Here is a 24,307-nt window from a genome sequence, read left to right as displayed (position 1 = left end):
TCTTCCTTCGAGTCGGCTGCGGGTCCGGGCCCGGTCCCGGGCCGCCAGTCTCGGGCCGCCAGTCTCGGGCCCTTCTCAGGTAACTGCACGTCGGGGCAGGTGTGGGAGTCACTGCTCTTCCGGGTATTGGCAGTACCTCGCAGGTCCGCTCGGACGGACCTACGGTGGAGAGGCCGGCATGACACGCGGGCTGATCGGAGGGAGGCCGTCGTGCCTCAGTACCCGATGGCGAAGCCGGCTCGGGGGTCGAGGCACTCGGCTCACCCGGAATCGACGCGCGGCCCGTGGCACGCCGTGCTCACCGGCGCGCGCGTACGGCCCACGACGAGCCCGCTCCGCACCGGTCCCCGCCCAGCGCTGTCCGCCGCGGGTGCAGCCGACGACGAAACCAGGATCTGAGCATGGCCGACAACACCAGGAAGAACGCGGCCGCCGAGGTGCGCGAGTTCCTCAGCACCCGCCGCGCACGGCTCACCCCACAGCAGGCCGGACTGCCGGTCTACGGCGGGCAGCGTCGCGTCGCGGGCCTGCGCCGGGAGGAAGTCGCCATGCTCGCGGGCATGAGTGTGGACTACTACGTCCGGCTGGAGCGCGGAAACCTCAGCGGAGCCTCGGACTCGGTACTCGAAGCCCTCGCCCACGCTCTGCAACTCGACGAGGCCGAGCGCACCCACCTCTACGACCTCGCCCGCGCGGCCACACCACCCGGACGGCGGCACACGGCGACCTCGTCGCGGGTCCGCCCGACGATCATGCGCCTGCTCGACTCCATGACCGGTGTGCCGGCCTACGTCCGCAACGCCCGCTTCGACATCCTGGCCGCCAACACACTGGGCCGGGCACTGTACGCGCCGGTCTACGACTCGCCGCTGTTCGCGCAGCGCGGGCCGGTCAACAGCGCCCGCTTCATGTTCCTCGACCCCGCGAGCAGGGACTTCTGGGCCGACTGGGACAAGGGGGCCAACGACGCCGTCGCCTTCCTGCGCACCGAGACCGGCCGCTCGCCGCACGACAAGGCGCTGACCGACCTGATCGGCGAGCTGACCACGCGGAGTGATGACTTCGCGCATCGCTGGGCCCGGCACGACGTGAAGTTCCACCGCTCCGGGGTGAAGCTCCTCCACCACCCCCTCGTCGGCGACCTCGCGCTCCCCTACGAGGCGATGGAACTGCCGTCCGACCCCGGCCTGCGCCTGAACTGCTACACCCCGGAACCGGACTCCCGGGAGCGGGAAGCCCTCGGCCTCCTGGCCAGCTGGGCCGGCACGGGCACCGCCGTCCCCGCGGCGAACGGCTGAACCATCACACGAGCGGACCGCCGACGTCTCCGTGGAGATCATCGGCAAGGCCTGGCCCACACAGCCACCTCAGCAGTAACGAAAGGCAAGACCCTTATGCGTGCCACCTTCATGTACGGCCCCGGCGACGTCCGAGTCGAGAATGTCCCCGACCCGCGGATCGTCGATCCCACGGACGCGATCGTCCGCATCACCCTCGCCTGTGTCTGCGGATCCGACCTGCACCCCTACCACTCGATGGAGAAGACCGACGAGGGTGTGCCGATGGGGCACGAGTTCCTCGGCGTCGTCGAGGAGACCGGCTCCGAGATCCGCGGCCTCAAGCGCGGTGACTTCGTCGTCTCGCCGTTCGCGTTCGCCGACAACACCTGCCCGATCTGCCGCGAAGGCTTCCACACGGCCTGCCCGCACGGAGGCTGGTACGGGGTCGGCGGCGTCGGCGGCGCGCAGGCCGAGGCCGTCCGGGTGCCACAGGCCGACGGCACCCTGGTCAAGATCCCCTCGGACGCCGACACCGCGCTGCTGCCCTCACTGCTGGCGCTGAGCGACGTGTACCTCACCGGCTACCACGCCGCCCACATGGGACAGGTCGAGCCCGGCAAGACCGTCACGGTGATCGGCGACGGCGCGGTGGGCCTGTCCGCTGTGTTGGCATCGCGCCGCATGGGCGCCGAGAAGATCATCCTCATGGGACGGCATACCTCCCGCACCGACCTCGGCAAGGAGTGGGGCGCCACCGACGTCGTGGCCGAGCGCGGCGAGGAGGGCATCGTCAAGGTGATGGACCTGACCGGCGGGCAGGGCTCACACGTCGTGCTGGAGGCCGTCGGCCTGATGCCCGCCTACGAGCAGGCGTACAGCGTCGTGCGCCCCGGCGGGATCATCTCCCGCGTCGGCGTCCCGCAGTACGAGGAAGCGCCGGTCGGCTTCGGTTCGCTGTTCGGAAAGAACGCCCGGCTGGCCGGCGGGCCCGCCCCCGTGCGCGCCTACCTGGAGCCCGCGATCGCCGACGTGCTCGCCGGACGCATCGACCCCGGTCGGGTGTTCGACGCCGAGGTCTCCCTGGACCAGGTCGCCGATGCCTACAAGGCCATGGACGACCGCAGCAACCTCAAGGTCGTGGTGCGCCCGTGACCGCCCGCAAGCCCAACGCTGCCGCCACCGCCGCGCACGAGCGGCTCTTCCCCGGCCACGTCTCCACGCTCGCGGTCACCGATCCAGAGCTGATCGAGTACTTCGACAACTTCGCCTTCGAAGAGGTCCTGCAGCACGCGCAGGAGCTGCAGGAGCGAACCCGGCTGATGACGCAGCTCGCCGCCATGATCGCCGTCGGCGCGCTCGCCGAGTACCGGGTGATGCTCGGTGCCGCGCTCACCATCGGGGTGACACCGGTCGCGGCCAAGGAGATCGTCTACCAGGCGGTTCCGTACGCCGGGATGGCCCGGGTCTTCGACTTCCTGCACGCCACCAACGAGGTACTCACCGGCCGCGGTGTCGTATTGCCCTTGGAGGGCCAGTCCACCACCGGCCCAGACACCCGGATGGAGCAGGGCCTGGCGGTGCAGAAGCGGATCGTCGGCGAGAGGGCCGTGGACGCCATGTACGCCGACGCCCCGGCCGACGAGCAGCACATCCAGCGGTTCCTCAGCGGCAACTGCTTCGGCGACCACTACACCCGCAGCGGCATCGACATCCCCACCCGCGAACTGCTCACCTTCGCGATGCTCGCCGCGCTCGGCGGCGCGGACGCCCAGGTGAAGGGACACGTCGCCGCGAACCTGAACGTCGGCAACACCCGCGCCACCCTGCTCGCCGTCCTGACCGGCCTGCTGCCGTTCATCGGCTACCCCCGCACCCTCAACGCCTTGGCCGCCGTCGACGCCGCCGCCCCGGCCGACACGGCCCCGACCACGAAGAAGGACAACGCATGACCTCCCGTACCTGGCTCATCACCGGTGTCAGCAGCGGTTTCGGCCACGCCCTGACCACCCAGCTCCTGGAGGGCGGCGACACGGTCATCGGCACCGTCCGCGACCTGGGCAAGGTCGCCGACCTGGCCGAGAAGCACCCCGACACCTTCCACCCGGAGGTCCTCGACGTCACCGACACCCCGACCGTCCGTAAGACGGTCGACGAGGCGTTCGCCGCCGGGCGCGTCGACGTGGTCGTCTCCAACGCCGGCTACGGACTGTTCGGCGCCGCCGAGGAGATCACCGACGACCAGGTCGACGACATCATCGCCACCAACCTCACCGGCTCCATCACCCTGATCCGCGCGGCCCTGCCGCACCTGCGCGCCCAGGGCGGCGGACGCATCGTGCAGATGTCCACCTACGGCGGACAGGTCGCCTTCCCCGGCAACTCGATGTACCACGCGGCGAAGTGGGGTATCGAGGGGTTCGCCGAGTCGGTCGCCCAGGAGGTCGCCCCGTTCGGCATCGGCGTGACGATCGTCGAGCCCGGCGGAGCGCGCACCGAGTTCCGCTACGGAAGCGCCCGGGTCGCCGACCCGATCGATGCGTACGAGGGCAACCCCGCCCACGCCTTCAAGGCCATGCTCGACCCGGCCAACGGTCTCGCTCCCGGCGACCCGCAGCGTATGGCGGCCCGCATCATCGAGTCCGTCGACACCGAGCCCGCCCCACTGCGGATGGTCCTCGGCTCCCAGGCACTGGACTCCACCCTGGGTGTGCTGCGCAAGCGGATCGAGGACTTCGAGGCCCAGCGCGACCTGGCCGCGTCCACGGACTTCCCTGCCGGGGAATAGCCCTCCCCGCCCCACTCAGGCGCTCGGTCGCGCCGATCACCCGCGCTCAACCTGTCAGGAAAGGAACGGCTATGAAGCACGTCAAACTGGGTGACCTGGAGGTTTCCCGAATCGGTCTGGGTGCGATGGGCATGTCCCACGGCCTGACCGGCGCCGGAAGCGACGACGCCGAATCCATCCGCACCATGCACCGAGCCATCGACCTCGGCGTCACCCTCATCGACACCGCCGAGATCTACGGCCCCTACATCAACGAGGACCTCGTCGGACAAGCCCTCAAGGGCCGCCGCGACCAGGTCGTGCTGGCCACCAAGTTCGGCATGATCGACCACGGCGGCGCCGGCGCCTGGAACCTGAACTCCAGCCCCGCCAACATCCGTACCTCCGTGGAGGGGTCGTTGAAGCGGCTGGGCACCGACCACATAGACCTGTACTACCAGCACCGCGTCGACCCGAAGACCCCCGTCGAGGAGACCGCGGGCGCCGTCGCCGAGCTGATAGCCGAGGGCAAGGTGCGCCACTTCGGGCTGTCCGAGGCCGGCCCGGACACCATCCGCCGCGCCCACGCCGTGCACCCCGTCACCGCCGTGCAGTCCGAGTACTCGCTGTGGACCCGCGGCATCGAGGACCGTGTCCTGCCGACCCTGCGCGAGCTGGGCATCGGCCTGGTCCCCTTCTCCCCGCTCGGCCATGGCTTCCTCACCGGCACCGTCCGCAACGAGAGCGACTTCGACGAGGGCGACTTCCGGCGTGGCAACCCACGGTTCACCGGCGAGAACTTCCAGCGCAACCTGGTCCTCGCCGACGAAGTCCAGGACATCGCCGCCCAGGTCGGCGCCACACCCGCGCAGGTCGCGATCGCCTGGCTCCTCGCCCAGGGTGACGACATCGCCCCCATTCCCGGCACCAAGCGCGTCGCCCGCGTCGAGGAGAACACCGCCGCCGACAGCCTCCAGCTCACCGACGAGGTGCTGGCCAAGCTCTCCAGCCTCCCCCCGGCCGCCGGCGACACCCACACCGAATCCGGCCGCGCCATGCTGGAACGCTGACCCACCGAACTTCCCCCTCACCCCCATCCGCACGAAAGCAAGGAGCATCCCGTGGAGTTCGTCAAGCCGCAGCCCACCGGCAAGGGCCCGGAGAGCTGGTTCAACGGAGATGTCTGGTTCGACGTCATCCACGCCGGCCAGGAACCGTCACGTCTGCGCGCCAACATGGTGCGCTTCGCTCCCGGCGCCCGCACCGCCTGGCACCACCACGCGGTGGGGCAGACCCTCCACGTCGTCGCGGGCATCGCCCTGATCGGCACCCGCGACGGCACCGTCTTCGAGGCCCACCCCGGTCAGACGGTGACCTGCCCGCCCGGCGAGGAACACTGGCACGGGGCCACCGAGGGGAACTTCATGCAACACCTCGCCCTGTGGGACGGCACCGCCCCCGATGACGACCGGCCCGAGACGACCTGGCTGGAGCACATCACCGACGAGCAGTACAACGCCCCCCGCACCCGCGCCCACTGACCCTCGCGAACGAAGGAAGACCAGCCCATGACCGGCATGATGACCGCCCTGTTCGGCGGTGTCGGACCCGACTGGACCGCCCGCCAGGTCCCTGTACCCGAACCTGGTACCGGGCAGATCGTGGTGCGCGCCCACGCGGTCGCCCTCAACAACGCCGACGCCTCCATGCTCGCCGCCGCCGACCCCACCTCCGGCGGCACCGGCACGCAGTATCAGGCCGGCTACGAGTTCGCCGGCGAGGTCACCGCCGTCGGCGACGGCGTGACCATCCCCGCGATCGGGGACCGGGTGATGGGCACAACCCCCGGCAGCTTCGCCCAGTACGTCCTCGCCGACCACCGCCACGTCCTGCCCGTCCCCGACGAACTCGGCTACGACATCGCGTGCGCACTGCCGACCGGTCTGCTCACCGAACACGGAGCCCTGATGACCGGCGGCTTCCGGTCCGGGCAGTCGGTACTGATCACCGGCGCCACCTCCAGCATCGGCCTGATCGGCGTGCAGATCGTCAAGGCCCTCGGCGCCGGACAGGTCATCGCCACCACCCGCTCGGCCGCCAAGCACGACCTGCTGGAGCGGGCCGGGGCCGACACCGTCGTGGTCACCGGCGAGCAGGACCTCGTCCAGGCGGTCCTCGACACCACCGGCGGCGACGGCGTGGACCTGGCCCTCGACCACGTCGGCGGCTCCACCTTCGCCGCCTGTCTCCCCGCCACCCGCGTCGACGGCGCCGTGGTCAACATCGGCCGCCTCGACACGGCCGAATCCACTGTCGACCTCGACGCCCTGTCCTACCGCCACCTGCGCGTCGCAGGGGTCTCCTTCGGCTTCACCCGGCCCGCTGAACTCGGCGCCGTCATCGCCGCGGCCGGTGAACAGCTACTGCCCGCCGTCACCGACGGCCGCGTACGGCCCCTGATCGACACCACCCTCACTTTCGACACCGCCGACAAGGCCGCCGAACGGCTCCGCTCCGACCAGGCCCACGGAAAGATCGTCCTCACCGTTCCATGAGGCGCCGCCACCTAAGTGGTCCTCTCCGGAAGTCCCTCGGGGGTTGATCATGCCGTCAGTGCGACGGAGGATTGTTGTGGGTGATCGGCGGTGTGCCGGTCGAGCCTGGCCAGCAGATCGTCCAGGTCGGTGGTGGTGAACTTCCACTGGAACGGCTGTGCCGTGGCGTTGTAGCGGTTCTCGAAGTCCCGGAGCCGGTCTCTGACTTGGGTCAGGTCGGTGAAGTCGTTGGGTTGGACGACTTTGCGCTGAACGACGGAGAAGTAGATCTCCACCTGGTTCAGCCAGGAGGCGTGGACCGGGGTGTGGACCATGACCGCGTTCGGGAACGCCGTGGTCAGCCGGTCGGCGGCCTTCTTCCCGCGGTGGGAGGAACCGTTGTCCACGATCCAGAACACGCGTTTCGCGGTGGCGTAGGGCTCCTGACTCATAACCTGGGCGACCAGAGCCATGAACGGCACGATGCCGGTGGTTTCCTCACAGCGGCCGAACGCCTTCGCCTGGTGGACGTCGTAGGCGGCGAGGTAGGCGAGGGCTCCGCCGCGCCGGTAGGTGTGGTTGACCCGCATCGCTCTGGCACGGCCGGGGGCGAGGGTGGGGTGGCAGCGGCAGCGGCAGCGGGCCTGGACGGAGGTCTTCTCGTCTGCGCTGATGACGTACTCGTCGTCGCCCATCGCGGTGCCCTCGAAGGTGCGGGCATACAGGTCAAGGACGCGCTGGGCCCGGGGGCGGAAGTCCGGGGCGGTGATGAAGATCCAGGAGTGGTGCTGCCACGGCTTGAGCGCGTCGGTCTTGAGCCAGCGGCGCACGGTGGAGGCCGACAGGAAGGTGACGATGCCCCGTGTGACGGCCTCGCGGGCCAGCTCCGGACTAGACCAGCGCGAAAGCGGCACTCCGCTCTCGGCAGGCAGCCGGCAGGCCAGCGCCTTCACCTCGACCGCCTGCCAGGGCGTGAACGAAGACGGGCGGCCGGATCGCTGACGGTCCTGGAGCCCGGCAAGTCCCTGCTCGGCGAAGCGGTGCCGCCATCGGCGCACCGTGTCGAGGTGCAGACCCGTCTCACGCGCGATGCGGGCATTGGAACGGCCGCGCGCGGCGTGCAGCACGATTTGCGCTCGCACCCGCTGCCGATACTCGCTCTTGTGGCCCCAGGCCACCTTCTTCAACCGCTTGCGATCGGTGGCGGTCAGAAATATCGCACAGGCGACGGCAACAGGCACGGCAGACGGGCCAATCGGGAGAAAAGGATCACGGTCCGCGGCGGCCTACCGCACCCGCGCGCCGGCACGCCACACGCCCTGCCACGCGGCTCGGGCAGGATGGCCGCCATGGCCGCGCCTCCCGACTCGACCAAGGTCAGTGGGGCTCGGAGAACAGTGCGTTGAGTTCCGGGAAGGCCATGCCTTCGGCGAGGGAGTCGTAGTCGCCGGTGCCGAAGAGCTCCTGCGCGGTGCGGCAGGCGGCAGCGTAGGCGACCTGTGCCACGCCCGAGCCGACACTGACGCGAGCCACGCCGAGCGCGCCGAGCTCGGTAACGGTCGGGGCGCCGGGGCCGGCCATGACGTTCAGCGGTACGGAGATGTCCCTGGCCAGCGCCGCGATGGTGGCGGTGTCGGTGATGCCGGGGACGAAGATGCCGTCCGCGCCCGCATCGACGTACATGTGTGCCCGGGCCAGGGTTTCCTCGAGTCGGGTGTCTGGGTCGCCGAGCCCGAACAGGAAGGTGTCGATACGGGCGTTGAGGAACAGGTCCGCGCCTGCCCGGTCGGCGGTCTGCCGGGCCGCGGCCAGCCGCATCGCGAGTTCTGTCGGGGGCCGGGTGCTGTCCTCGATGTTGACGCCGACGGCGCCAGCCGCGAGCACCCCGGTTACGGTCTCGGCAACGCCGGCGGCATCCGTCCCGTACCCGCCCTCGATGTCCGCAGTGACCGGAACCGCGACGGCAGCGACGATTCGGCCGACCAGTTCCAACACCCGGTCGCGGGTGAGGAAGTCGCCATCCGGGGAACCCAGCGACCAGGCGACACCGGCACTGGTCGTGGCGATCGCCGGGGCGCCCGCGGCCTCGATGACGCGGGCGCTCGCAACATCCCAGGCGTTGGCGAGCGCGAGAGGTTCGGTTGGGGTGTGCAGGGAGCGGAAGACGTGGGCGTTGTCCGCCTGTGTGATGGTCATGGACGCAGTCAACATCGACTGCCGCCCACCTTCTGGCAAGAATCCGACACAGACGTCGACCTCGAAACCAACCCACATGCCCCCACCTCCGGAGTCAACCCCCGAAGGACTTCCGGAGCCGACCACTAAGCCATTGAGAGAGGCACACTGCTACAGAACCCGCACACCACACCGCACTTGGCTACGGTGACGCGTGCGGGTTCGGCGTTCTTCGAGGTCAAGATTTTGGGGAATCACACCGCGGCTTCCTTGCCGACTCCGGCGCCTCCGACACGACCCTCCTCGACGTCGCCTTCAGCCGTGCCGTTCCGCATCCCAGGCTCACCACCTCCTGCCCGTGGGGGTCGGCTACACCGCTCAGCGCCAACCCCTTCGGCCTCCCCCTCCGACGGCGCCGAGGCCGGGCCAGGGTCTCCTCGCGATCCACCAGCAGTGCTGCGCTCGCCGTGGCCCTTCCGGTTCCCGCAGCCGCTCGCTACGGGCCCCACGACGCTCGGAACTGTTGGCCAAGGCATGTACGACCCCTGCGCGGTCCACAGCTGTGCCGGCCGAGGCGCACGTCGGCACACGGAGATTCTGCACCTGTGATCAGTACAGGCCGAACGCGTCGAGTTGTTCGTCGAACGCGCTTTCGTGGTCCTCTCCGAGCTGCACCATCCGGTCGAAGGCGATCCGGTTCGAGCTCGCGAACGCCGCTGCGGCGGCTCGCGCCCGCGGATGCCCCGCCGCCACTCCCAGGTGTGGCGCCAGATGCGGCACCAACGCCACCTCACCGTCGTGGAACGCGCGCAGGAACACCGCCCACATGTCCTTGTCCGTGACCACGAGTGGGAACAGTCGCTGCGTGAACTGCGACCGCTCGTAGCCGTACATCACCCGGTAGCCCTCCATCATCAGCTCGCGCAGCGCCGGGCCCACGGGAACGTCGAAGTGCTGGTTCAGCTCCTCGCTCAGCGCGCCGAACATCGGCAGGATCGTCTCCGCCTTCGTCGGGAAGTACCGGTGGAACGTGCGCTGCGAGATCCCGATCCCTTGCGCCACCTCGCCGACGGTCAGCGCGGTGCTTGCCCGCTCGATGTACATGTCGCAGCAGGCCAGCGAGGCACGCAGACGGTCGGCGGCCAGGGTCGAGGTGTGCACAGGGAAAGGGTATCCTCACCATGGTGGCAGAAACTGCCACCATGGTGACCGCCGGAGACGGATCCTGCCGAGGCGGCCCCTGCGAAGCAGCAACGACGCGCACCCGAGCAAAGGAGCTCACCTCTATGACCGCTCTACTGGACGGCAAGGTCGCCATCGTCACCGGCGGTGTCGGCGGCATCGGCCTGGCCGCAGCCGAGAAGTTCCTCGCGGAGGGCGCAAGGGTCGTCATCGCGGATATCCAGGACGAGGTGGGAACGCGCACCGCGGAACGCCTGGGCGACAACGCTGCCTACCGGCACACCGACGTCAGCGACGAGGAGTCCGTCCAGGCTCTGGTCTCCCACGCCGTGGAACGCTTCGGTCGCCTGGACGTCATGTACAACAACGCGGGCATCGTGGGCGACCCCTCGTCGATGACCGAGATCGGGCCGAAGGGCTTCGACACGGTGATGAACCTGGACGTGAACTCCGTCCTGTACGGGCACAAGCACGCCGCCCGCCAGTTCGTGGCACAGGGCGGCGGCGGTTCGATCATCACCACCGCGAGCGTCGCCGGTATCCAGGGTGGTTGGTCCACCGTCGCCTACACTGCGGCCAAGCACGCCGTGGCCGGCATCGTGCACCAGGCCGCCTACGAACTCGGCTCCCTCGGTATCCGCTCCAACGCCGTCGCCCCGGGCGTCGTCATGACCGGCATCCAGGCGCGGGCCTTCGGCGTCCCCCAGGAGCGGGCCGAGGAGTTCAACGATTTCATCGTCGACCGGATCGGCTCCCGGCAGCCGATGGGCCGCTTCGGCGTCCCGGACGATATCGCAGGCGTCGCCGCCTTCCTGGCGAGCGACCTGTCCGGCTACGTCAACGGTCTGCTGATCCCTGTCGACGGCGGGGCCAGCGCGATGACGCAGAGCAGCTTCGCACAGGACATCCTCGACGTCCGCGACGCGTTCCTGGCCCGCTGAGGCAGGCGCACGCAAGCCTCTCACGGGTGGGCCGGCCCTTCCTCCCGGCGGGCGGGGGCCGGGCCACCCATTACTGCTGTCGCCCGGGCCGGACCCTGCGGCGGAGTTCCGCGGACCAGGCGAGGAAGGCATAGGGCGGTCAACCGGAGCGGGGCCCAGTTACCACGCGCTGACGGGGGCGTTGCCGCCAGGGCCGGTGTCCGTTCAGCTGGTAAGCCTCGCGGCGGAGCGCGCTACATGGAGCGGATCGGTTCGGTTCCGGGCGCCCCACGAGTCCTCGGCTGTGCGAGCGCCGCCGAGCGCGGGTGACTGGAACCTGCCGTCTACGACGACTGTGCGACGTGCGATGCGCCATATGGTGTCGCGTCGCGTGAAGTGATCCACGTAACGCCCCCATGCCTGTCGGCTGAGCGCGTCACCGTCTCCGATCGTGCGATGTGGGTCCTTCGTGGTGAGGCGCGCGCTGACGAAGTATGTCTCCACGATGGCGCTGTCGGGTCCGGTTGGCTCGATGAGGCAGTTGCCCAGGAAGTGTACGGAGTTGTCGACCCCCTCGAAGCGGTCGGTGAGCCAGGAGATCAGGCCGTCCACGCCGCCGTTGAAGGATCCGTGCTGGTCGTGAGCGTCCGGGTGATAGACAGACCTGACCAGTTCCCAGTCGCCGCGGTCCACCCCGCGGGCGTAGCGGGCCAGGGCATCCTGGATCTCCTGCCGGTCGACCAAGCGCTGCAGTGCATTTGGTGATGTTGTCATCGCGAACGTTCGCCTCCGATTCCGCCGTCTGTATGGCGTACTCTCTCTGTGAAAGATATATCATGCGTAATAGATTTTAGATGTTCTGCTCCGTACGCGTGCCAGTTGGAGGTCTGCTGTGACAATGCCCGGTTCAACAGGAAAACCCCTTGAGGGGCTGCGCGTTGTGGAGTGCGCGAGCTTCGTCGCGGGCCCGTCGGGGTGCATGACGCTTGGTCAGCTCGGTGCCGACATCATTCGGGTCGACCCCGTCGGCGGTGGCCCCGACTATCAGCGGTGGCCGGTGTCGGAGCGTTCGGGGCGGAGCCTGTACTGGACGGCGCTGAACAAGGGCAAGCGCTCCGTCGCTGTCGACCTGCGCAGCCCGGAGGGACGCGAGCTGGTCATCGCGCTCGCCACAGCTTCCGGCAGGGACAGCGGCATCGTTGTCGACAACAACGCAGGGCGGCCCTGGCTGTCGTACGAAGTCCTGGCCGAGCGGCGTCCGGACATGATCCAGGTGCACATCCAGGGCTACGCGGACGGCCGTCCGGCAGTGGACTACACGGTGAATCCCGAGGTCGGCGTGCCGCATCTCACCGGACCTGCGGGGTCCGGGGACCCGGTCAACCACGTCCTGCCCGCCTGGGACCTTCTCGCGGGGATGACGGCCGTCACCGGCCTGCTGGCTGCGCTGCACAGAAGGGACCGCAGCGAACAGGGCAGCTTCCTTCAGCTGGCCCTGCACGATGTCGCCCTGGCCGGGGTAGCCGGCATGGGCTGGCTCGCCGAGGCCGAGGAGCAGGGGGACCGGTCGCGCCACGGCAACCATCTGTACGGCAGCTTCGGTGTCGACTTCGCCACCGGGGACGGGCGGCGCGTGATGGTGGTGGCGCTCACTCCCCGGCAGTGGGCAGCGCTGCGCACCGTCTCCGGAACGGAGAAGGTGTTCGCAGCCCTGGAGGACGCTCTGGGCGTCGACCTGGACGAGGAAACCGAACGCTTCAGGCTGCGCGAAACTATCGCCGCGGTGCTGCGTCCATGGTTCGAGGCCCGCGTGTTGGATGAGGTAGCACGGGAGCTGGACGCGGCCCATGTCCTGTGGAGCGGTTACCGGACCATGGGGGAGGTGGCCGCAGAGATACGCGCGGGCGACGGGTCCGGGGTGATCGGGCAGGTGGATCAGCCCGGCATCGGGGAGGTGCTCACCGCGCGTTCGCCCCTGCGCCGCGGCGAGGAGTACGGGCCGGTGGCTGCTGCGCCGAGGCTCGGCGAGCACACTGAGGAGGTGCTTGGCGAGGTGCTCGGCCTGGGCGGGGCAGAGCTGGGCGGGTTGGTCGACCGGGGTGTCGTGGCCCCGTTCTGAAGACGCGGATGGGCTCCGGCACGGTGGAGCCCATCCGCGTTCTCAGGGAGAGGCGAGCATGCGGCGGGCCTTTTCGAGCACAGGCTTGTCGACCATCTTTCCGTTCACCACGGACACTCCCTCCCGCGCGGCGGTGACCTCCCGGGCCCAGCGAAGCTCCTCCTCGGTGGGGGCGAACGCCTTCTCGGACTGCGCCACTTGGAACGGATGGATGCATAGCTTCCCGGCGAAACCGAGGCGGCGGGCATGGGCCAGATCGGCGGTCAGGGCGGTTTGGTCCCGGACGGCGGTGGTGACGCCATCCATTGGCGGTGCCAAGCGAGCCGCAGCTGCGGCGCACACCAGACGGCTGCGGGCATAGGACAGCGCTGTGTGGTCGTCGGGGGAAACACCCAGCTCACCTGCAAGGTCGACGTTCCCCAGCGCAGCCCGCACGACGCCGGGTGAGGAGCACACCTCGAATGCCTGCTCGACCCCGAGCGCCGTCTCGATGAGGGCGACGACGATTCCGGAGGGGCCGAGGCGGTCGGCAAGTTCTGAGAGGGCTGCGGGGTCCTCCGCCTTGGGTACGACGACCGGCGTCCCGGACCGGGCAGCCAGCGCCACATCCGCCTCGTACCAAGGTGTTCCCGGACCGTTGACCCGGAGCAGGGCCTGCCCGCCCGATGACAGCCAGGCGCCGGCATGACTGCGGGCCTCCTCCTTGTGCTCCGGAGCCACCGCGTCCTCCAAGTCGAGGATGACGGCGCCGGCCCCGCTTTCGGCTGCCTTGGCGAAGCGGTCGGGACGGTCGGCCGGCACGAAGAGGAAGGTGCGGGCCCGGGCGAGGGAACTGTTCACTCGAAGGTCACCTCGCCGGTGCTGTGCCGGTCTGCTCGGCCGGTTGAGACGCGCAGGGCGGCACGGGCGCCGTCCGGTGTCCCATGAGCGAGCAGTGGCTCGCACGCGTAGATCGGACTACGGAGGCGGAAGGAGAAGTACCGCACGGCGCGGGGCTCGTTCCGGCGGGCGAGTTCCAACATCAGCAGTGCCAGCAGCGGACCGTGCACGACCAGCCCGGGGTGGCCCTCGGTCTCCCGGGCGTACGGAGCGTCGTAGTGAATGCGGTGGGCGTTGGCGGTGAGCGCGCTGAAGCGGAACAGCAGCACAGGGTCCGGGGCCAGGGGGAGCTGCCAGCTCTCCGTGGACCTGGGCTCCTCCGGCGCAGTGAGTGGAGACGGTACTGCTGGAGCGGAGTCGGAGCGGTACACGATGTCCTGCTCCTCGACGGCGCAGATGTTGCCTTCCTGCGCGTACTCGTATCGCACGGTGGTGAACAGCAGCGGGCCGGAGGCACCCTGCTTGACCGTCACCGAACCGAGGCTGCTGGTACGCCGGGTGAGGACGCCGGTGAGCAGCGGGCGGCGGACCTCGTGTCGGCCGCCCGCGAACATGCGCCGGCGGTCGGGGATCGGCGGCAGGAACCGGCCGTGCAGCGGATGCCCGTCCGGGCCGAGGTCCTGTTGCGGCACCCACTCCAGGAAGTGCAGCCAGTGCCACAGGGGTGGCAGCGGATCTCCGGCGGCGGGCCCGTCCTCCGGCCGGCCGAGCAGCGCGGCGAAGGCGGCTGCCGGACCGGGGAGCAGGCAGTCCTCGCGCACCAGCGGGGTCGGGGCCCAGGATTCGACGTGGGCTGCGAGTTCGTCCGCGGTCAGCGGCATCCTTGTCTCCATCTGTTCCGTGGGGGCTCTGGGGGGCGGGGCTACGGGCGCGAGCCGGAAGGGGTCAGCGCTCGCAGCACGGTGCTCACGTCCGTGGCCGTCTCCAGATTGAGCAGTGTTTCGACTGCGTGGTCCGTGGCCGCCTTGCTGAGCACCCCTGAGGCGTTGTGCCGGAACTTGTCGACCAGGTCTTCCGTCGTCGCGTACGTCGCGGGGTCCGGGGAGGGGCTTCCCTTGGCGAAGCTGCGTTCGGCGGTGTATGTCGTGCCACGTGCGGTGACCTCGACGCGGGTGGGGCGGGCCGAGGGGTTCGCCTCGATCGCGGTCACGTAGTCGGGGTGGGGCTCGTAGGTGACCTTGTCCATGAGGCTACGTACTGAGGAGCCGAAGACCAGGCCCGGGTCCTGCCAACCATTGCCGGGGCTGACGCGGTGGGCGCCGACGGCGATGCCGTGCGCGATGCTGAACTGTGCGTCGTGCACATGCTTCACCTCGCGGCTGAGCCATACCGGCTCCATGACCCAGCCCTCGCCCCAGACGCGGATCGACTCGATCTCCTGCGGCCTTATGTCGTGGGTCTCGACGATCTCGATCAGTGCGTCCAGAGGGGCGTGGAGAATGCGGCAGTGCGGGTACGGCTTGTAGCTGTGCTGGGCGGGGAAGTCCCAGCGGGTGCCGAGACCGTCGGTGAGGTTCTCGGGGGCCCAGCGGCCGGTGCCGATGAAGCGCCGGTAGCCGACCTCGGCGTCGTCCAGCACCTGCAGATCGCCGCGGTGGCCCAGCTCCGCCATCCAGCTCGCGGTCAGTGCGGTTTGCGCCAGGGTCCCGGCCTGGAGGTGGTATTTGGCGGTGGAGCTGGGAGCGTGCGCAATCCACGCGCGGTGGGCGTTGACGGGGGAGGAGGTGGCGGCGATGCCGAGGCCGTGCGCGAGGGTCGAGGCGGACAGCCCGCGGAGCTTGCCGATCGCGGCAGTGGCGCCGAAGACGGTACTGCTGAAGCCCACCACGGGCGACAGGGCGGTCTTGCCGTCCTTGGTATCGCGTAGGTAGTCCATGGACCTGCCGAAGCGGTGCGTGATCTCATGCGCGAGCGCGACGGCCGCGATCAGCTCCTTGCCGCTCGCGCCCCGCTCCTCGGCAACGGCCAGAGCTCCGGGGATCACGTACGGCGCCACATGGCCTGGCGGAAGAACGGCGTCGAAGTCGAGGGTGTTGATCAATTCGCCGTTGGCGAACCCCGCACCGAACACCGAACTGCGCTTCTCCGAGCCGAGGATGGTGGCGGACTCATCCGCTCCGCCCTGCAGGCCGGCGTACTCGATGGCTATGCGGCCGCGGGGTTCGTCGACGGCGGCCAGGGCGCAGCCGATCGAGTCGAGGAGCACTCGCTTGGTGTCGTCCGCCACCTCGTCCGGCAGATCCCTGTACGAGGTGGTGGCGGTGAAGTCGGCGAGGCTTTGGGTGAGCATGGCGGCCATGGAGGGAGTCCTTTCGGGAACTGGTGTTCCGGCAGTGGGTATCAGCCCTTGCGGGTCTCGACTTCCCCTGTGAGGGCGGGGACGACATCGAAGAGGTCGCCGATGACGCCGTAGTCGACGAGTTCGAATATGGGTGCTTCTTCGTCCTTGTTGATGGCGACGATGGTCTTGGAGGTCTGCATGCCGGCACGGTGCTGGATGGCGCCTGAGATGCCGGCGGCGATGTAGAGCTGTGGCGAGACGGACTTGCCGGTCTGGCCCACCTGGTTCGTATGCGGGTACCAGCCCGCGTCCACCGCGGCGCGCGACGCACCGACGGCCGCGCCGAGGGAGTCGGCGAGGGCCTCGATGACGGCGAAGTTCGCGGCACCGTTGACGCCCCGGCCACCGGAGACCACGATCGCCGCCTCTGTGAGTTCCGGACGACCGGAGGACTCACGCGGGGTGCGGAGAGTCACCTTGGTGCCGGTCGCAGCCTCGGAGAAGCTCACGGCCAGTTCCTCCACAGTGCCGGCGGCCGGGGCAATCTGCGGGGCCCCCGAGTTCGGCTTCACGGTGATGACCGGAGTGCCCCTGGAAACACGGGATCTGGTGGTGAACGCGGCCGCGAACACGGACTGCGTCGCGACGGGTCCGTCGTCGCTGTTATCGAGGTCGACGGCGTCGGTGATGATGCCCGAACCGATCCTCACGGCAAGGCGGCCGGCGATCTCCTTGCCCTCCGCGGAAGACGGCACCAGCACCGCGGCCGGCGAGACCGCGTCGTAGGCGGCCTGGAGAGCTTCGACCTTCGGCACGACCGAGTAGTCGGAGAACTCCGCCGCCTCGTTCGTCAGGACCTTGACCGCACCGTACTCGGCCAGGGTCTTCGCGGCGTCGGCACTGCCCGGGCCCAGGTGCACGGCGACGGGGTCCCCGATACGACGGGCGAGGGTCAGCAACTCGAGGGTGGGCTTGCGGACGGCACCGTCCATGTGGTCGACATGGACAAGGACTTCAGCCATGGGAATGCACTCCTTGATCGAAGAAGACCGGGGTCGGGCAGCTCAGGCTCAGATGAACTTCTGGCCGGCCAGGAACTCGGCGAGCTGCCCGGCGCCCTCGCCCTCATCGGTCACGATCGTGCCCCGTGCACGGGCCGGGCGCGGCGCCGCGTCCTCGACCTCGGTCCAGGCGCCATCGAGGCCGACCTCGTCCGCCTGGATGCCGAGGTCATCCAGGTCCAGGGACGTGACCGGCTTCTTCTTCGCGGCCATGATGCCCTTGAAGGACGGGTAGCGGGCCTCACCGGACCGGTCGGTGACCGACACCAGCGCCGGCAGGGTGGCCTCGAGTTCCTCGGAGGCGGCGTCGCCGTCACGGCGGCCGGTGACCTTGCCGTCGGCCACATCGATCGCGGACAGGTAGGTGACCTGCGGTAGTCCCAGGCGCTCGGCCAGCATCGCAGGCAGCACGCCCATGGTGCCGTCGGTGGAGGCCATGCCGGTGACGATCAGGTCGTAGCCGGTCCTCTCAATGGCCTTGGCCAGGATCAGCGAGGTGCCCATGGCGTCCGAGCCGTGGATGCCGTCGTCCTCGACGTGCACGCCCTTGTCCGCACCCATCGACAGGGCCTTGCGGATCGCGTCCCTGGCGTCCTCCGGGCCGACGGTCACGACGGTGACCTCGGCGTCGCCCGCGTCCTCCGCGATCTGCAGGGCCTGCTCCACCGCGTACTCGTCGAGCTCGGACAGCAGGCCGTCCGCTCCATCCCGATCCGTGGTCAGGTCGTGGGCGAAGCGGCGGTCGCCGGTGGCATCGGGCACGTACTTCACAGCGACAACGATCCTCAAGGCAGGCTCTTTCATGCTCGGGGCGTTGGCCCAGGACGTACGGAGAAACAAGGGAGGACGGTCACAGAGTGGTGGCGGTGCCACCGTCGACCGGCAGCACCGCGCCGGTGATGTAGGAACCGGCGGGCGAGGCCAGGAAGATGGCGGTGCCGGCCATGTCCGTGTCGTTCGCGAAGCGCTTCAGCGGCACCGGGGCCAGCGTGGCCTCCTTGCCTCGCTCTTCCAGCGTCCCCTTCAGCATCTTGCTGTTGAACATCCCCGGAGCGATCACGTTCACAGTGATGGACGACGGGGCGAGCTGGTCCGCGAGGTGCTTGCTGAGCTGATGCACCGCAGCCTTGGAGGAGGAGTACGCGTACGTCTCATGGGAGGGGACGTGCAGCCCGTCGATCGAACCGACGGTGATCACCCGGGCGGGGTTCTCGTGGGAGGCGGCAGCCTCCAGCAGCGGCAGCAGCGACTTCACCAGGAAGAACGGGCCCTTCACGTTCAGGTTGAAGACCTTGTCCCAGCCCGACTCCGGGTAGTCCCCGAGCTTCTCCGCCCAGATCGCGCCGGCGTTGTTCACCAGTACGTCCAGGCGGGACTCGCGCTCAGTGAGCCGTTCGGCCAGGGAGTGGCACTCCTGGGCGCTGCCCAGGTTCGCCGTCAGCGCGTGGCACTCGCCGTATTGCGAAAGCTCCTTGGCTGCCGTCTCGCAGGCCTCGGCGCTGCGGGAGCAGATGTAGACACGTGCGCCGGCCCGGACGAAGCCCTTGGCGATAGCGAAACCGATGCCGCGGCTGCCGCCGGTGACAAGGACGGTCTTCCCCTCGACGCTGAACAGGCTGACCAGGGAAGGAGCGATGGCAGTCATGCGTGGCCTCTCTCGGGACGTCGGCGGTCCGTGAACGGATAGCCCATCATGCACCATACAAAATATATCCTTGCCCTACAATGGTCATACTGCCAACGGATCCGCACCATGGAGGCGCACCCATGCCCGCATCGGGAAAAGACCTGGTGGACCTGCTCGACCTCGACGAGGCCGGCAGCGACAGCTTCCTGGGCCGGGCGGCCCGCAGCAGCCGGATGGCCCGCACCTACGGCGGGCATCTGCTGGCCCAGGCGCTGATGGCCGCCTACCGCACGGTCCCGTCCGGCCGCCCGGTCCACAGCCTGTACGCCTCATTCCTGCGGGGCGGCGACGCCGAGGAGTCCGTGCGTTACGACGTGACAAACGTGCGCGACGGGCAGTCATTCACCTCGCGCCGGGTGGCCGGCCATCAGTGCGGGCGTCAGATCTTCGAGCTCACCGCTTCCTTCCACCGTGACGAGGCCGGTTACGAGCACCAGGCGTCGATGCCGCGTGTGCCGGTGCCGCGGGACGCGGTCCCACTGGTGGACGCGCTCGAGCATGTCGACCTCGATACGAAGTCGTTCTGGCGTGAGGAGTGGAAGGCGCTCGATCTGCGCGTTATTCAGGAGCGCGAAGTGGCGGCGCAGGCCGCGAAGAAGGGGGGTGTGGCAGGCGGCCCGCCACAGCCGTCCCGCGAGCGGCTGTGGTTCCGCGTGCGCGATCCCCTCGACAGCCAGGAAGCGGCGCTCAACTCCTGCCTGCTGGCTTACATGAGTGACCTGACGCTGTTGTCGACCGCGCTGCGGCCGCACGGCTATCCGTTCCTTGCCCCCGGGGTGCAGCGGGCGACCATCAACCACTCGATGTGGTTCCACCAGATCGTTCCGGCCGACCAGTGGATGCTGTACGACAAGTCCTCCGACTGGGCGGGAGGGAGCCGTGGACTGGCCACCGCCCATGTGTACAGCCCGACCCGGGGCATGGTCGCCACGGTTGCTCAGGAGGGATTGATCCGCCCGCACGGTGTGCATTCCGCGCAGCCCGCTCCCGTCCGGTCCCTGCATGCCTCTTGACAGTGCACACATTGTGCATTTTATATCGTGTGGAACATCCAGGTGCTCGCCGGTCGAGGCCCAAGCCCGCCGGCCGCCCCTGAAGAGCCGCACCACTGTCACCACCGAATCGAGGCAGAGTGACCATCCAACAGGGCGTGCCGCACAACGCCGTGCCGGCCGTCTCGGATCGTAAGCCGCGAGCCAAGGCCCTGGCTGCCGCCATCTCCGCGTCGGCCATCGAGTACTACGACTTCATGATCTACGGTACGGCCGCCGCGCTGATCTTCAACGGTCAGTTCTTTCCCGGAGCGAGCCCGACTGTCGGCGTCCTGGCCTCGTTCGCCACCTTTGCCGTGGGCTTCGCCGCCCGGCCGCTCGGGGCCGCAGTGTTCGGGCGCATCGGCGACAAGCGTGGGCGTAAACCCGCCCTCGTCAGCGCCATGGTCGTGATGGCCCTGGCTTCCACGCTCATCGGGCTGCTGCCCAACTTCGCCACGGTCGGGATAGCGGCACCGGTGCTACTGGTCCTCCTGCGCATCGCGCAGGGCATGGCCATCGGCGGACAGTGGGGTGGCGCGTCCCTGCTGGCCCTGGAGCACGCACCGCCCAACCGGCGCGGGTTGTACGGCGCCATTCCCCAGCTGGGCGTGCCCTTCGGCATGGTCACCGGCAACCTGGTCTTCATCCTGGTGGGGAACATGATGGGCCCGGAAGCCTTCGACAGCTGGGGCTGGCGGATCCCGTTCCTGCTCAGCGTCATCATGCTGCCGATCGCCTACGCGATCCACCGCAATATCGAAGACAGCCCCGAGTTCCGCCGGGTCGAGCAGGAAAGCCGCAACCGGGCGCAGTCCATGCCGAAGTCCTCGCTGCGCGAGATCCTGCGCCACCCCAAGCCCGTGTTGCTGGCCGCCGGCACCTTCGCTCCGGCCACCATCAGCTTCTACATCATGACCACCGGCATGGTCGACTACGGCGTACATGAGCTCGGGATGGGCAAGAACAGCGTGCTCACCGCCATGCTGGTCGCGATGGCCGGGTGGACGGCGGGCACAATCGGCTTCGCCGCCCTGTCGGACAGGATCGGCCGGCGCCCGGTATTCGCCGCGGGGGCCGTCGTCGCGGGCGTCTGGCCGTTCGTGATGTTCCCGCTGGCCGACACGCGGGAGTTGCCGCTGCTGATCCTCGGCCTGTCCGTCGGTCTTGCCGCGGTGGGAGCCATGCAGGGACCGGTGGTCGCGATGTTCGCCGAGATGTTCCCGCCCGAGGTGCGGTATACCGGCGCGTCGCTCGGACATCAGACGGCCAACATCGTAGGCGGCGGATGGGCGCCGATGATCATGATCGCTCTTCTGGACGTGGGTGACGGAACCCTGCTGGTCTCCGTCTACGTGGCTGCAGCCGCGGTGCTGGGCCTGATCCCGCTGGTGCTGCTTGGCCGCCTGAAGGCCGCATCATGAACGCTCACGCACGGGCCCGCTACACCGGCAGGGTCGCTGTGGTCACCGGCGCGGCCTCCGGCATCGGCCGGGCGATCGTCGACGGCCTGGTAGCCGAGGGCGCCCTGGTTGTCGCCAACGACGTGAGCGGCGGGTCGCTCGGAGAACTGGTCTCGGACCGGGTCGTCACGGTGGCCGCGGATGTTCGCGAGCCCCATGCCGCACAGCAACTGGTCGCCGCCGCCCGGGATCTCGCAGGCGGACGCATCGACGCCCTGTTCAACAACGCGGGCATCAGCCGTCCCGGTCGTGCCGAGGAGGTCGATGAGGAGACGTGGTCGCACGTCATGGGCGTGAACAACGACGCCGCCTTCCACGTCGTCACCGCGGTCGGACGCGTCATGATCGAGCAGGGGCACGGGGCGGTCCTCAACACGGCGTCCATCGCCGGTACCCACGGCCTTCCGGGGAACGTGCCGTACGTCGTCTCCAAGCATGCCGTGGTGGGCCTGACCCGCGCGCTCGCCGTCGAGTGGGGCGTGCACGGCATCAGGGTCAATGCTCTGTGCCCCGGCCTGACCGCGACCGGAATGAACACCCGGCTGCGGGCGGCCGACAGCGGCTACTGGCAGGCACGCGAGGCCGTGGTCCCGCTGCGCCGGGCCGGTACCTCGGAGGAACAGGCGTCCGTCGCCCTGTTCCTCAACTCGTCGGAGGCCTCCTACGTCTCGGGTCTGATCGCCGAGGTCGACGGCGGCACCCATGCGCTGTACGCCGGGGCCGTCGTGAACCGGCCCGGATGAGGTGCTCTCACACCTACCACCCTGTTCCCATGTGTCAGCTCGTCCGCTGCTCCTCGGCCCACATGCCGCGCTTCTCCAGGGTCTCGATGAGTCGTGCGGCGCCCCCCTGGATATGCCTCTCGAAGATCGAGCGCGCTTTGCGCGTGTCGCCGTTCTTCAGCGCCTCGAGAAGGAGCGGATGCTCCGCGCGGGCGTTGTCGACCTGCCCCTCGATGGTGGCGTAGAACTGATTGGGCAGCTGCTTGACGACCGTGCCCAGCAGCAGGGCGAGGCGACGCGAGTCGGCGGCCAGGTTGAGCTCGCGGTGGAAGAGATGGCCCAGCTCGGCCAGCGAGTGGGTGTCACCCGCTTCGGCGGCGCGCTCGTAGTCCTCGATGTTGGCCTGGAGCCGCGCGATGGCTTCCGGAGTGATCCGCTTCGCGGCGCGCGCCGCGAGCTCACCCCCCAGCCGGGCCTGGGCCCAGAAGAGGTCCTCGACATCGCCGGGAGTGAACGGCGCGACGACGAAACCGCGACGCGGCACGAGCTGCACGAATCCCTCGCTCTGCAGGAGCAACAGCCCTTCACGCACAGGAGTGTTGCTGACTCCGACGGCCTCGGCGATGGGCTCCAGCCGGAGGAATTCTCCCGCCTTGGCTACCCCGGTGATGACCAACTCGCGTACGTATGCGGCTACTTCCTCAGGAAGTTGTTGCCGCCTGTCGCTGGGGGTCCGCCGGGGGGCCGTGGGGCTGCTGTTCACTGGCTTCCGCTCCGTGTTCGCCGGCGCCGCTTCCGTCGATCTGGCGGTTACCCGAGATGCTGAGGTAGCGTACGCGAACTTTATATAGGAAATTAAGTATCCTAGCTCGCTCTGTACGGCTACTGCAACGGCGGCGGGGCCCGCCACCGCGCGGGGCTTCGGAATCGGGGCGTGTACACGCCTCCCGTTCCGGGCCCTGCGCTCTGCGGGGCTGCTGTCAGGTGTCAGCCCTGGCTCTTGTGGTTCTCCAGCAGGCGACGGCCGATGATCATGCGCTGGATGTCCGCGGTGCCCTCGCCGATCAGCAGCATCGGCGCCTCGCGGTAGAGCCGCTCGATCTCGTACTCCTTGGAGTATCCGTAGCCGCCGTGGATGCGGAAGGAGCCCTCGACGACCTGGGCGCAGTATTCGGAGGCGAGGTACTTGGCCATGCCGGCTTCGAGGTCGTTGCGCTCCCCTGAGTCCTTCTTGCGGGCGGCGCGGACCATCATCTGGTGTCCGGCCTCGGTCTTGGTGGCCATCTCCGCGAGGCGGAACAGCACGGCCTGATGCTGGGAGATCTTCTTGCCGAACGTCTCCCGCAGCTGGCTGTAGTCGACGGCCAGTTCGTAGGCGCGGCGGGCGACACCGACGGCGCGGGCGGCGACGTTGACGCGGCCGACCTCCACGCCATCCATCATGTGGTAAAAGCCCTTGCCGCTGGTGCCGCCCAGAATGCGGTCGGCGCCGACGCGGTGGCCGTCGAAGAGGAGCTCGGTCGTGTCGACGCCCTTGTAGCCCATCTTCTCGATCTTGCCGGGGACGGTGACGCCCTGTGCCGTCTCGCCGAAGCCCTCCTTCTTCTCCACGAGGAAGGTGGTCATGTTCCGGTGGGGGGCATCCTGTCCCTCGTCGGTCTTGACCAACACGGCCACCAGGTTGGCCGAGGCACCGTTGGTCAGCCACATCTTCTGGCCGTCGATGGTGTACGTGCCGTCGGCGCCCTTGACCGCCTTGGTCTTGATGGCCGAGACGTCCGAGCCGCAGTCGGGTTCGGACATGGAGAACGCCCCGCGGATCTCGCCGGTAGCCATGCGCGGCAGGTAGGAGCGCTTCTGCTCCTCGGTGCCGTGACGGGAGATCATGTAAGCGAGTATGAAGTGGGTGTTGATGATGCCGGAGATGCTCATCCAACCGCGGGAGAGCTCCTCGACCACCAGGGCGTAGGTGAGGAGGGACTCGCCCAGGCCGCCGTACTCCTCGTCGATGGTGAGCCCGAAGATGCCCAGGTCCTTCAGGCCCTCGACGATCTCGGTCGGGTACTCGTCCTTGTGGTCGTACTGAGAGGCGACGGGGAGGATCTTTGCGTCCACGAAACTGCGGACAGTCCGGAGGATTTCCTCCTGTACGTCAGTGAGGCCTTCGGTCTCGCAGAGGCGGCTCATGTGCGGTTCCTTCCTGTTCACG

24 protein-coding genes are annotated in these 24,307 nt (G+C 69.0%); 12 read left to right on the top strand and 12 right to left on the bottom strand.

Going from position 1 to position 24,307, the window contains the following annotated elements; genetic code table 11:
• Positions 1 to 401 precede the first annotated feature (401 nt).
• The 7 genes from ACFVW8_RS04405 (at position 402) to ACFVW8_RS04375 (ending at position 6,599) form a co-directional block, all read left to right on the top strand.
• Entirely contained in the window at positions 402 to 1,298 is an 897-nt protein-coding gene (locus tag ACFVW8_RS04405; protein ID WP_389686073.1) for a helix-turn-helix transcriptional regulator, read from the top strand.
• A 96-nt stretch (positions 1,299 to 1,394) separates the two neighbouring features.
• The gene (locus tag ACFVW8_RS04400) at positions 1,395 to 2,432 is read left to right on the top strand and encodes an alcohol dehydrogenase catalytic domain-containing protein (protein WP_389686072.1); all 1,038 of its coding nucleotides are present in this window, start codon (positions 1,395 to 1,397) and stop codon (positions 2,430 to 2,432) included.
• Complete coding sequence (locus ACFVW8_RS04395) at positions 2,429 to 3,229, top strand: carboxymuconolactone decarboxylase family protein (RefSeq protein ID WP_389686071.1); 801 nt, start codon at positions 2,429 to 2,431, stop codon at positions 3,227 to 3,229. Before ACFVW8_RS04400 ends, ACFVW8_RS04395 begins: the two co-directional genes overlap by 4 nt.
• Entirely contained in the window at positions 3,226 to 4,065 is an 840-nt protein-coding gene (locus ACFVW8_RS04390; protein WP_389686070.1) for an SDR family oxidoreductase, read from the top strand. Before ACFVW8_RS04395 ends, ACFVW8_RS04390 begins: the two co-directional genes overlap by 4 nt.
• 71 nt (positions 4,066 to 4,136) lie before the next feature.
• Positions 4,137 to 5,114 (top strand): aldo/keto reductase, encoded by a 978-nt coding sequence (locus ACFVW8_RS04385; protein ID WP_389686069.1) that lies wholly within the window; start codon positions 4,137 to 4,139, stop codon positions 5,112 to 5,114.
• A gap of 51 nt (positions 5,115 to 5,165) precedes the next feature.
• The gene (locus ACFVW8_RS04380; RefSeq protein ID WP_389686068.1) at positions 5,166 to 5,585 is read left to right on the top strand and encodes a cupin domain-containing protein; all 420 of its coding nucleotides are present in this window, start codon (positions 5,166 to 5,168) and stop codon (positions 5,583 to 5,585) included.
• Positions 5,586 to 5,612: 27 nt separating this feature from the next.
• On the top strand, positions 5,613 to 6,599 hold the full coding sequence (locus ACFVW8_RS04375; RefSeq protein WP_389686067.1) for a zinc-binding alcohol dehydrogenase family protein: 987 nt from the start codon (positions 5,613 to 5,615) through the stop codon (positions 6,597 to 6,599).
• A 47-nt stretch (positions 6,600 to 6,646) separates the two neighbouring features.
• On the opposite strand, the gene ACFVW8_RS04370 is transcribed toward ACFVW8_RS04375, so the two are convergent.
• The 3 genes from ACFVW8_RS04370 to ACFVW8_RS04360 form a co-directional block, all read right to left on the bottom strand.
• Entirely contained in the window at positions 6,647 to 7,720 is a 1,074-nt protein-coding gene (locus tag ACFVW8_RS04370) for an IS630 family transposase (protein ID WP_389686066.1), read from the bottom strand.
• A gap of 235 nt (positions 7,721 to 7,955) precedes the next feature.
• Complete coding sequence (locus ACFVW8_RS04365) at positions 7,956 to 8,774, bottom strand: isocitrate lyase/phosphoenolpyruvate mutase family protein (protein ID WP_389686065.1); 819 nt, start codon at positions 8,772 to 8,774, stop codon at positions 7,956 to 7,958.
• Between the two features lie 588 nt (positions 8,775 to 9,362).
• The gene (locus ACFVW8_RS04360; protein WP_389686064.1) at positions 9,363 to 9,914 is read right to left on the bottom strand and encodes a TetR family transcriptional regulator; all 552 of its coding nucleotides are present in this window, start codon (positions 9,912 to 9,914) and stop codon (positions 9,363 to 9,365) included.
• A gap of 125 nt (positions 9,915 to 10,039) precedes the next feature.
• On the opposite strand from ACFVW8_RS04360, the gene ACFVW8_RS04355 reads away from it, so the two are divergent.
• Positions 10,040 to 10,876, top strand: a complete 837-nt coding sequence (locus tag ACFVW8_RS04355) for an SDR family NAD(P)-dependent oxidoreductase (RefSeq protein WP_389686063.1) — start codon at positions 10,040 to 10,042, stop codon at positions 10,874 to 10,876.
• Positions 10,877 to 11,080: 204 nt separating this feature from the next.
• Here ACFVW8_RS04355 and ACFVW8_RS04350 read toward each other — a convergent pair whose 3' ends face one another.
• Positions 11,081 to 11,629, bottom strand: coding sequence for a nuclear transport factor 2 family protein (locus tag ACFVW8_RS04350; RefSeq protein ID WP_389686062.1), 549 nt, complete (start codon positions 11,627 to 11,629; stop codon positions 11,081 to 11,083).
• Positions 11,630 to 11,753: 124 nt separating this feature from the next.
• Here ACFVW8_RS04350 and ACFVW8_RS04345 point away from each other — a divergent pair, with 124 nt between their 5' ends.
• Entirely contained in the window at positions 11,754 to 12,974 is a 1,221-nt protein-coding gene (locus tag ACFVW8_RS04345; RefSeq protein ID WP_389686061.1) for a CoA transferase, read from the top strand.
• Positions 12,975 to 13,016: 42 nt separating this feature from the next.
• Here the strand turns inward: ACFVW8_RS04345 and ACFVW8_RS04340 are convergent, their stop codons facing one another.
• From ACFVW8_RS04340 to ACFVW8_RS04315, 6 genes are read right to left on the bottom strand one after another with little or no spacing between them, the layout of a single operon-like run.
• Positions 13,017 to 13,814, bottom strand: coding sequence for an HpcH/HpaI aldolase/citrate lyase family protein (locus tag ACFVW8_RS04340; protein ID WP_389686060.1), 798 nt, complete (start codon positions 13,812 to 13,814; stop codon positions 13,017 to 13,019).
• Positions 13,811 to 14,674, bottom strand: coding sequence for a hypothetical protein (locus tag ACFVW8_RS04335; protein WP_389686059.1), 864 nt, complete (start codon positions 14,672 to 14,674; stop codon positions 13,811 to 13,813). The genes ACFVW8_RS04340 and ACFVW8_RS04335 overlap by 4 nt, the downstream gene beginning before the upstream one ends.
• 41 nt (positions 14,675 to 14,715) lie before the next feature.
• Positions 14,716 to 16,152, bottom strand: a complete 1,437-nt coding sequence (locus ACFVW8_RS04330; RefSeq protein ID WP_389686058.1) for an MmgE/PrpD family protein — start codon at positions 16,150 to 16,152, stop codon at positions 14,716 to 14,718.
• 41 nt (positions 16,153 to 16,193) lie between these two features.
• Positions 16,194 to 17,156 carry an electron transfer flavoprotein subunit alpha/FixB family protein gene (locus tag ACFVW8_RS04325; RefSeq protein ID WP_389686057.1) on the bottom strand — a complete coding sequence of 321 codons (963 nt, stop codon included), beginning with the start codon at positions 17,154 to 17,156 and terminating at the stop codon, positions 16,194 to 16,196.
• A 48-nt stretch (positions 17,157 to 17,204) separates the two neighbouring features.
• Complete coding sequence (locus ACFVW8_RS04320; RefSeq protein WP_389686056.1) at positions 17,205 to 17,999, bottom strand: electron transfer flavoprotein subunit beta/FixA family protein; 795 nt, start codon at positions 17,997 to 17,999, stop codon at positions 17,205 to 17,207.
• A 46-nt stretch (positions 18,000 to 18,045) separates the two neighbouring features.
• A complete protein-coding gene (locus ACFVW8_RS04315) occupies positions 18,046 to 18,840 on the bottom strand; it encodes an SDR family oxidoreductase (RefSeq protein ID WP_389686055.1) in 795 nt (264 codons plus the stop codon).
• Positions 18,841 to 18,962: 122 nt separating this feature from the next.
• Between ACFVW8_RS04315 and ACFVW8_RS04310 the strand changes: the two genes are divergently transcribed.
• From ACFVW8_RS04310 to ACFVW8_RS04300, 3 genes are all read left to right on the top strand, one after another.
• Positions 18,963 to 19,895: an acyl-CoA thioesterase gene (locus ACFVW8_RS04310; protein WP_389686054.1), complete on the top strand. Its 933-nt coding sequence runs from the start codon at positions 18,963 to 18,965 to the stop codon at positions 19,893 to 19,895.
• A gap of 119 nt (positions 19,896 to 20,014) precedes the next feature.
• Positions 20,015 to 21,337 (top strand): MFS transporter, encoded by a 1,323-nt coding sequence (locus tag ACFVW8_RS04305; RefSeq protein ID WP_389686053.1) that lies wholly within the window; start codon positions 20,015 to 20,017, stop codon positions 21,335 to 21,337.
• On the top strand, positions 21,334 to 22,119 hold the full coding sequence (locus ACFVW8_RS04300; RefSeq protein ID WP_389686052.1) for an SDR family NAD(P)-dependent oxidoreductase: 786 nt from the start codon (positions 21,334 to 21,336) through the stop codon (positions 22,117 to 22,119). Before ACFVW8_RS04305 ends, ACFVW8_RS04300 begins: the two co-directional genes overlap by 4 nt.
• A 34-nt stretch (positions 22,120 to 22,153) precedes the next feature.
• On the opposite strand, the gene ACFVW8_RS04295 is transcribed toward ACFVW8_RS04300, so the two are convergent.
• Complete coding sequence (locus ACFVW8_RS04295; RefSeq protein ID WP_389686051.1) at positions 22,154 to 22,861, bottom strand: GntR family transcriptional regulator; 708 nt, start codon at positions 22,859 to 22,861, stop codon at positions 22,154 to 22,156.
• Between the two features lie 224 nt (positions 22,862 to 23,085).
• Positions 23,086 to 24,285 (bottom strand): acyl-CoA dehydrogenase family protein, encoded by a 1,200-nt coding sequence (locus ACFVW8_RS04290; protein WP_389686050.1) that lies wholly within the window; start codon positions 24,283 to 24,285, stop codon positions 23,086 to 23,088.
• Positions 24,286 to 24,307 lie beyond the last annotated feature (22 nt).

It is taken from the genome of Streptomyces sp. NPDC058221, assembly GCF_042882365.1.
Lineage (GTDB): Bacteria > Actinomycetota > Actinomycetes > Streptomycetales > Streptomycetaceae > Streptomyces.
This window is presented reverse-complemented; position numbering and strand designations above follow the sequence as displayed.

Bases quoted from the DNA above. Each gene is read 5' to 3' on its own strand.
- ACFVW8_RS04405 (WP_389686073.1), top strand. From the start codon at position 402: ATGGCCGACAACACCAGGAAGAACGCGGCCGCCGAGGTGCGCGAGTTC.
- ACFVW8_RS04400 (WP_389686072.1), top strand. From the start codon at position 1,395: ATGCGTGCCACCTTCATGTACGGCCCCGGCGACGTCCGAGTCGAGAAT.
- ACFVW8_RS04390 (WP_389686070.1), top strand. From the start codon at position 3,226: ATGACCTCCCGTACCTGGCTCATCACCGGTGTCAGCAGCGGTTTCGGC.
- ACFVW8_RS04385 (WP_389686069.1), top strand. From the start codon at position 4,137: ATGAAGCACGTCAAACTGGGTGACCTGGAGGTTTCCCGAATCGGTCTG.
- ACFVW8_RS04375 (WP_389686067.1), top strand. From the start codon at position 5,613: ATGACCGGCATGATGACCGCCCTGTTCGGCGGTGTCGGACCCGACTGG.
- ACFVW8_RS04365 (WP_389686065.1), bottom strand. From the start codon at position 8,774: ATGACCATCACACAGGCGGACAACGCCCACGTCTTCCGCTCCCTGCAC.
- ACFVW8_RS04355 (WP_389686063.1), top strand. From the start codon at position 10,040: ATGACCGCTCTACTGGACGGCAAGGTCGCCATCGTCACCGGCGGTGTC.
- ACFVW8_RS04350 (WP_389686062.1), bottom strand. From the start codon at position 11,629: ATGACAACATCACCAAATGCACTGCAGCGCTTGGTCGACCGGCAGGAG.
- ACFVW8_RS04345 (WP_389686061.1), top strand. From the start codon at position 11,754: ATGCCCGGTTCAACAGGAAAACCCCTTGAGGGGCTGCGCGTTGTGGAG.
- ACFVW8_RS04335 (WP_389686059.1), bottom strand. From the start codon at position 14,674: ATGCCGCTGACCGCGGACGAACTCGCAGCCCACGTCGAATCCTGGGCC.
- ACFVW8_RS04330 (WP_389686058.1), bottom strand. From the start codon at position 16,152: ATGGCCGCCATGCTCACCCAAAGCCTCGCCGACTTCACCGCCACCACC.
- ACFVW8_RS04325 (WP_389686057.1), bottom strand. From the start codon at position 17,156: ATGGCTGAAGTCCTTGTCCATGTCGACCACATGGACGGTGCCGTCCGC.
- ACFVW8_RS04320 (WP_389686056.1), bottom strand. From the start codon at position 17,999: ATGAAAGAGCCTGCCTTGAGGATCGTTGTCGCTGTGAAGTACGTGCCC.
- ACFVW8_RS04315 (WP_389686055.1), bottom strand. From the start codon at position 18,840: ATGACTGCCATCGCTCCTTCCCTGGTCAGCCTGTTCAGCGTCGAGGGG.
- ACFVW8_RS04310 (WP_389686054.1), top strand. From the start codon at position 18,963: ATGCCCGCATCGGGAAAAGACCTGGTGGACCTGCTCGACCTCGACGAG.
- ACFVW8_RS04300 (WP_389686052.1), top strand. From the start codon at position 21,334: ATGAACGCTCACGCACGGGCCCGCTACACCGGCAGGGTCGCTGTGGTC.
- ACFVW8_RS04290 (WP_389686050.1), bottom strand. From the start codon at position 24,285: ATGAGCCGCCTCTGCGAGACCGAAGGCCTCACTGACGTACAGGAGGAA.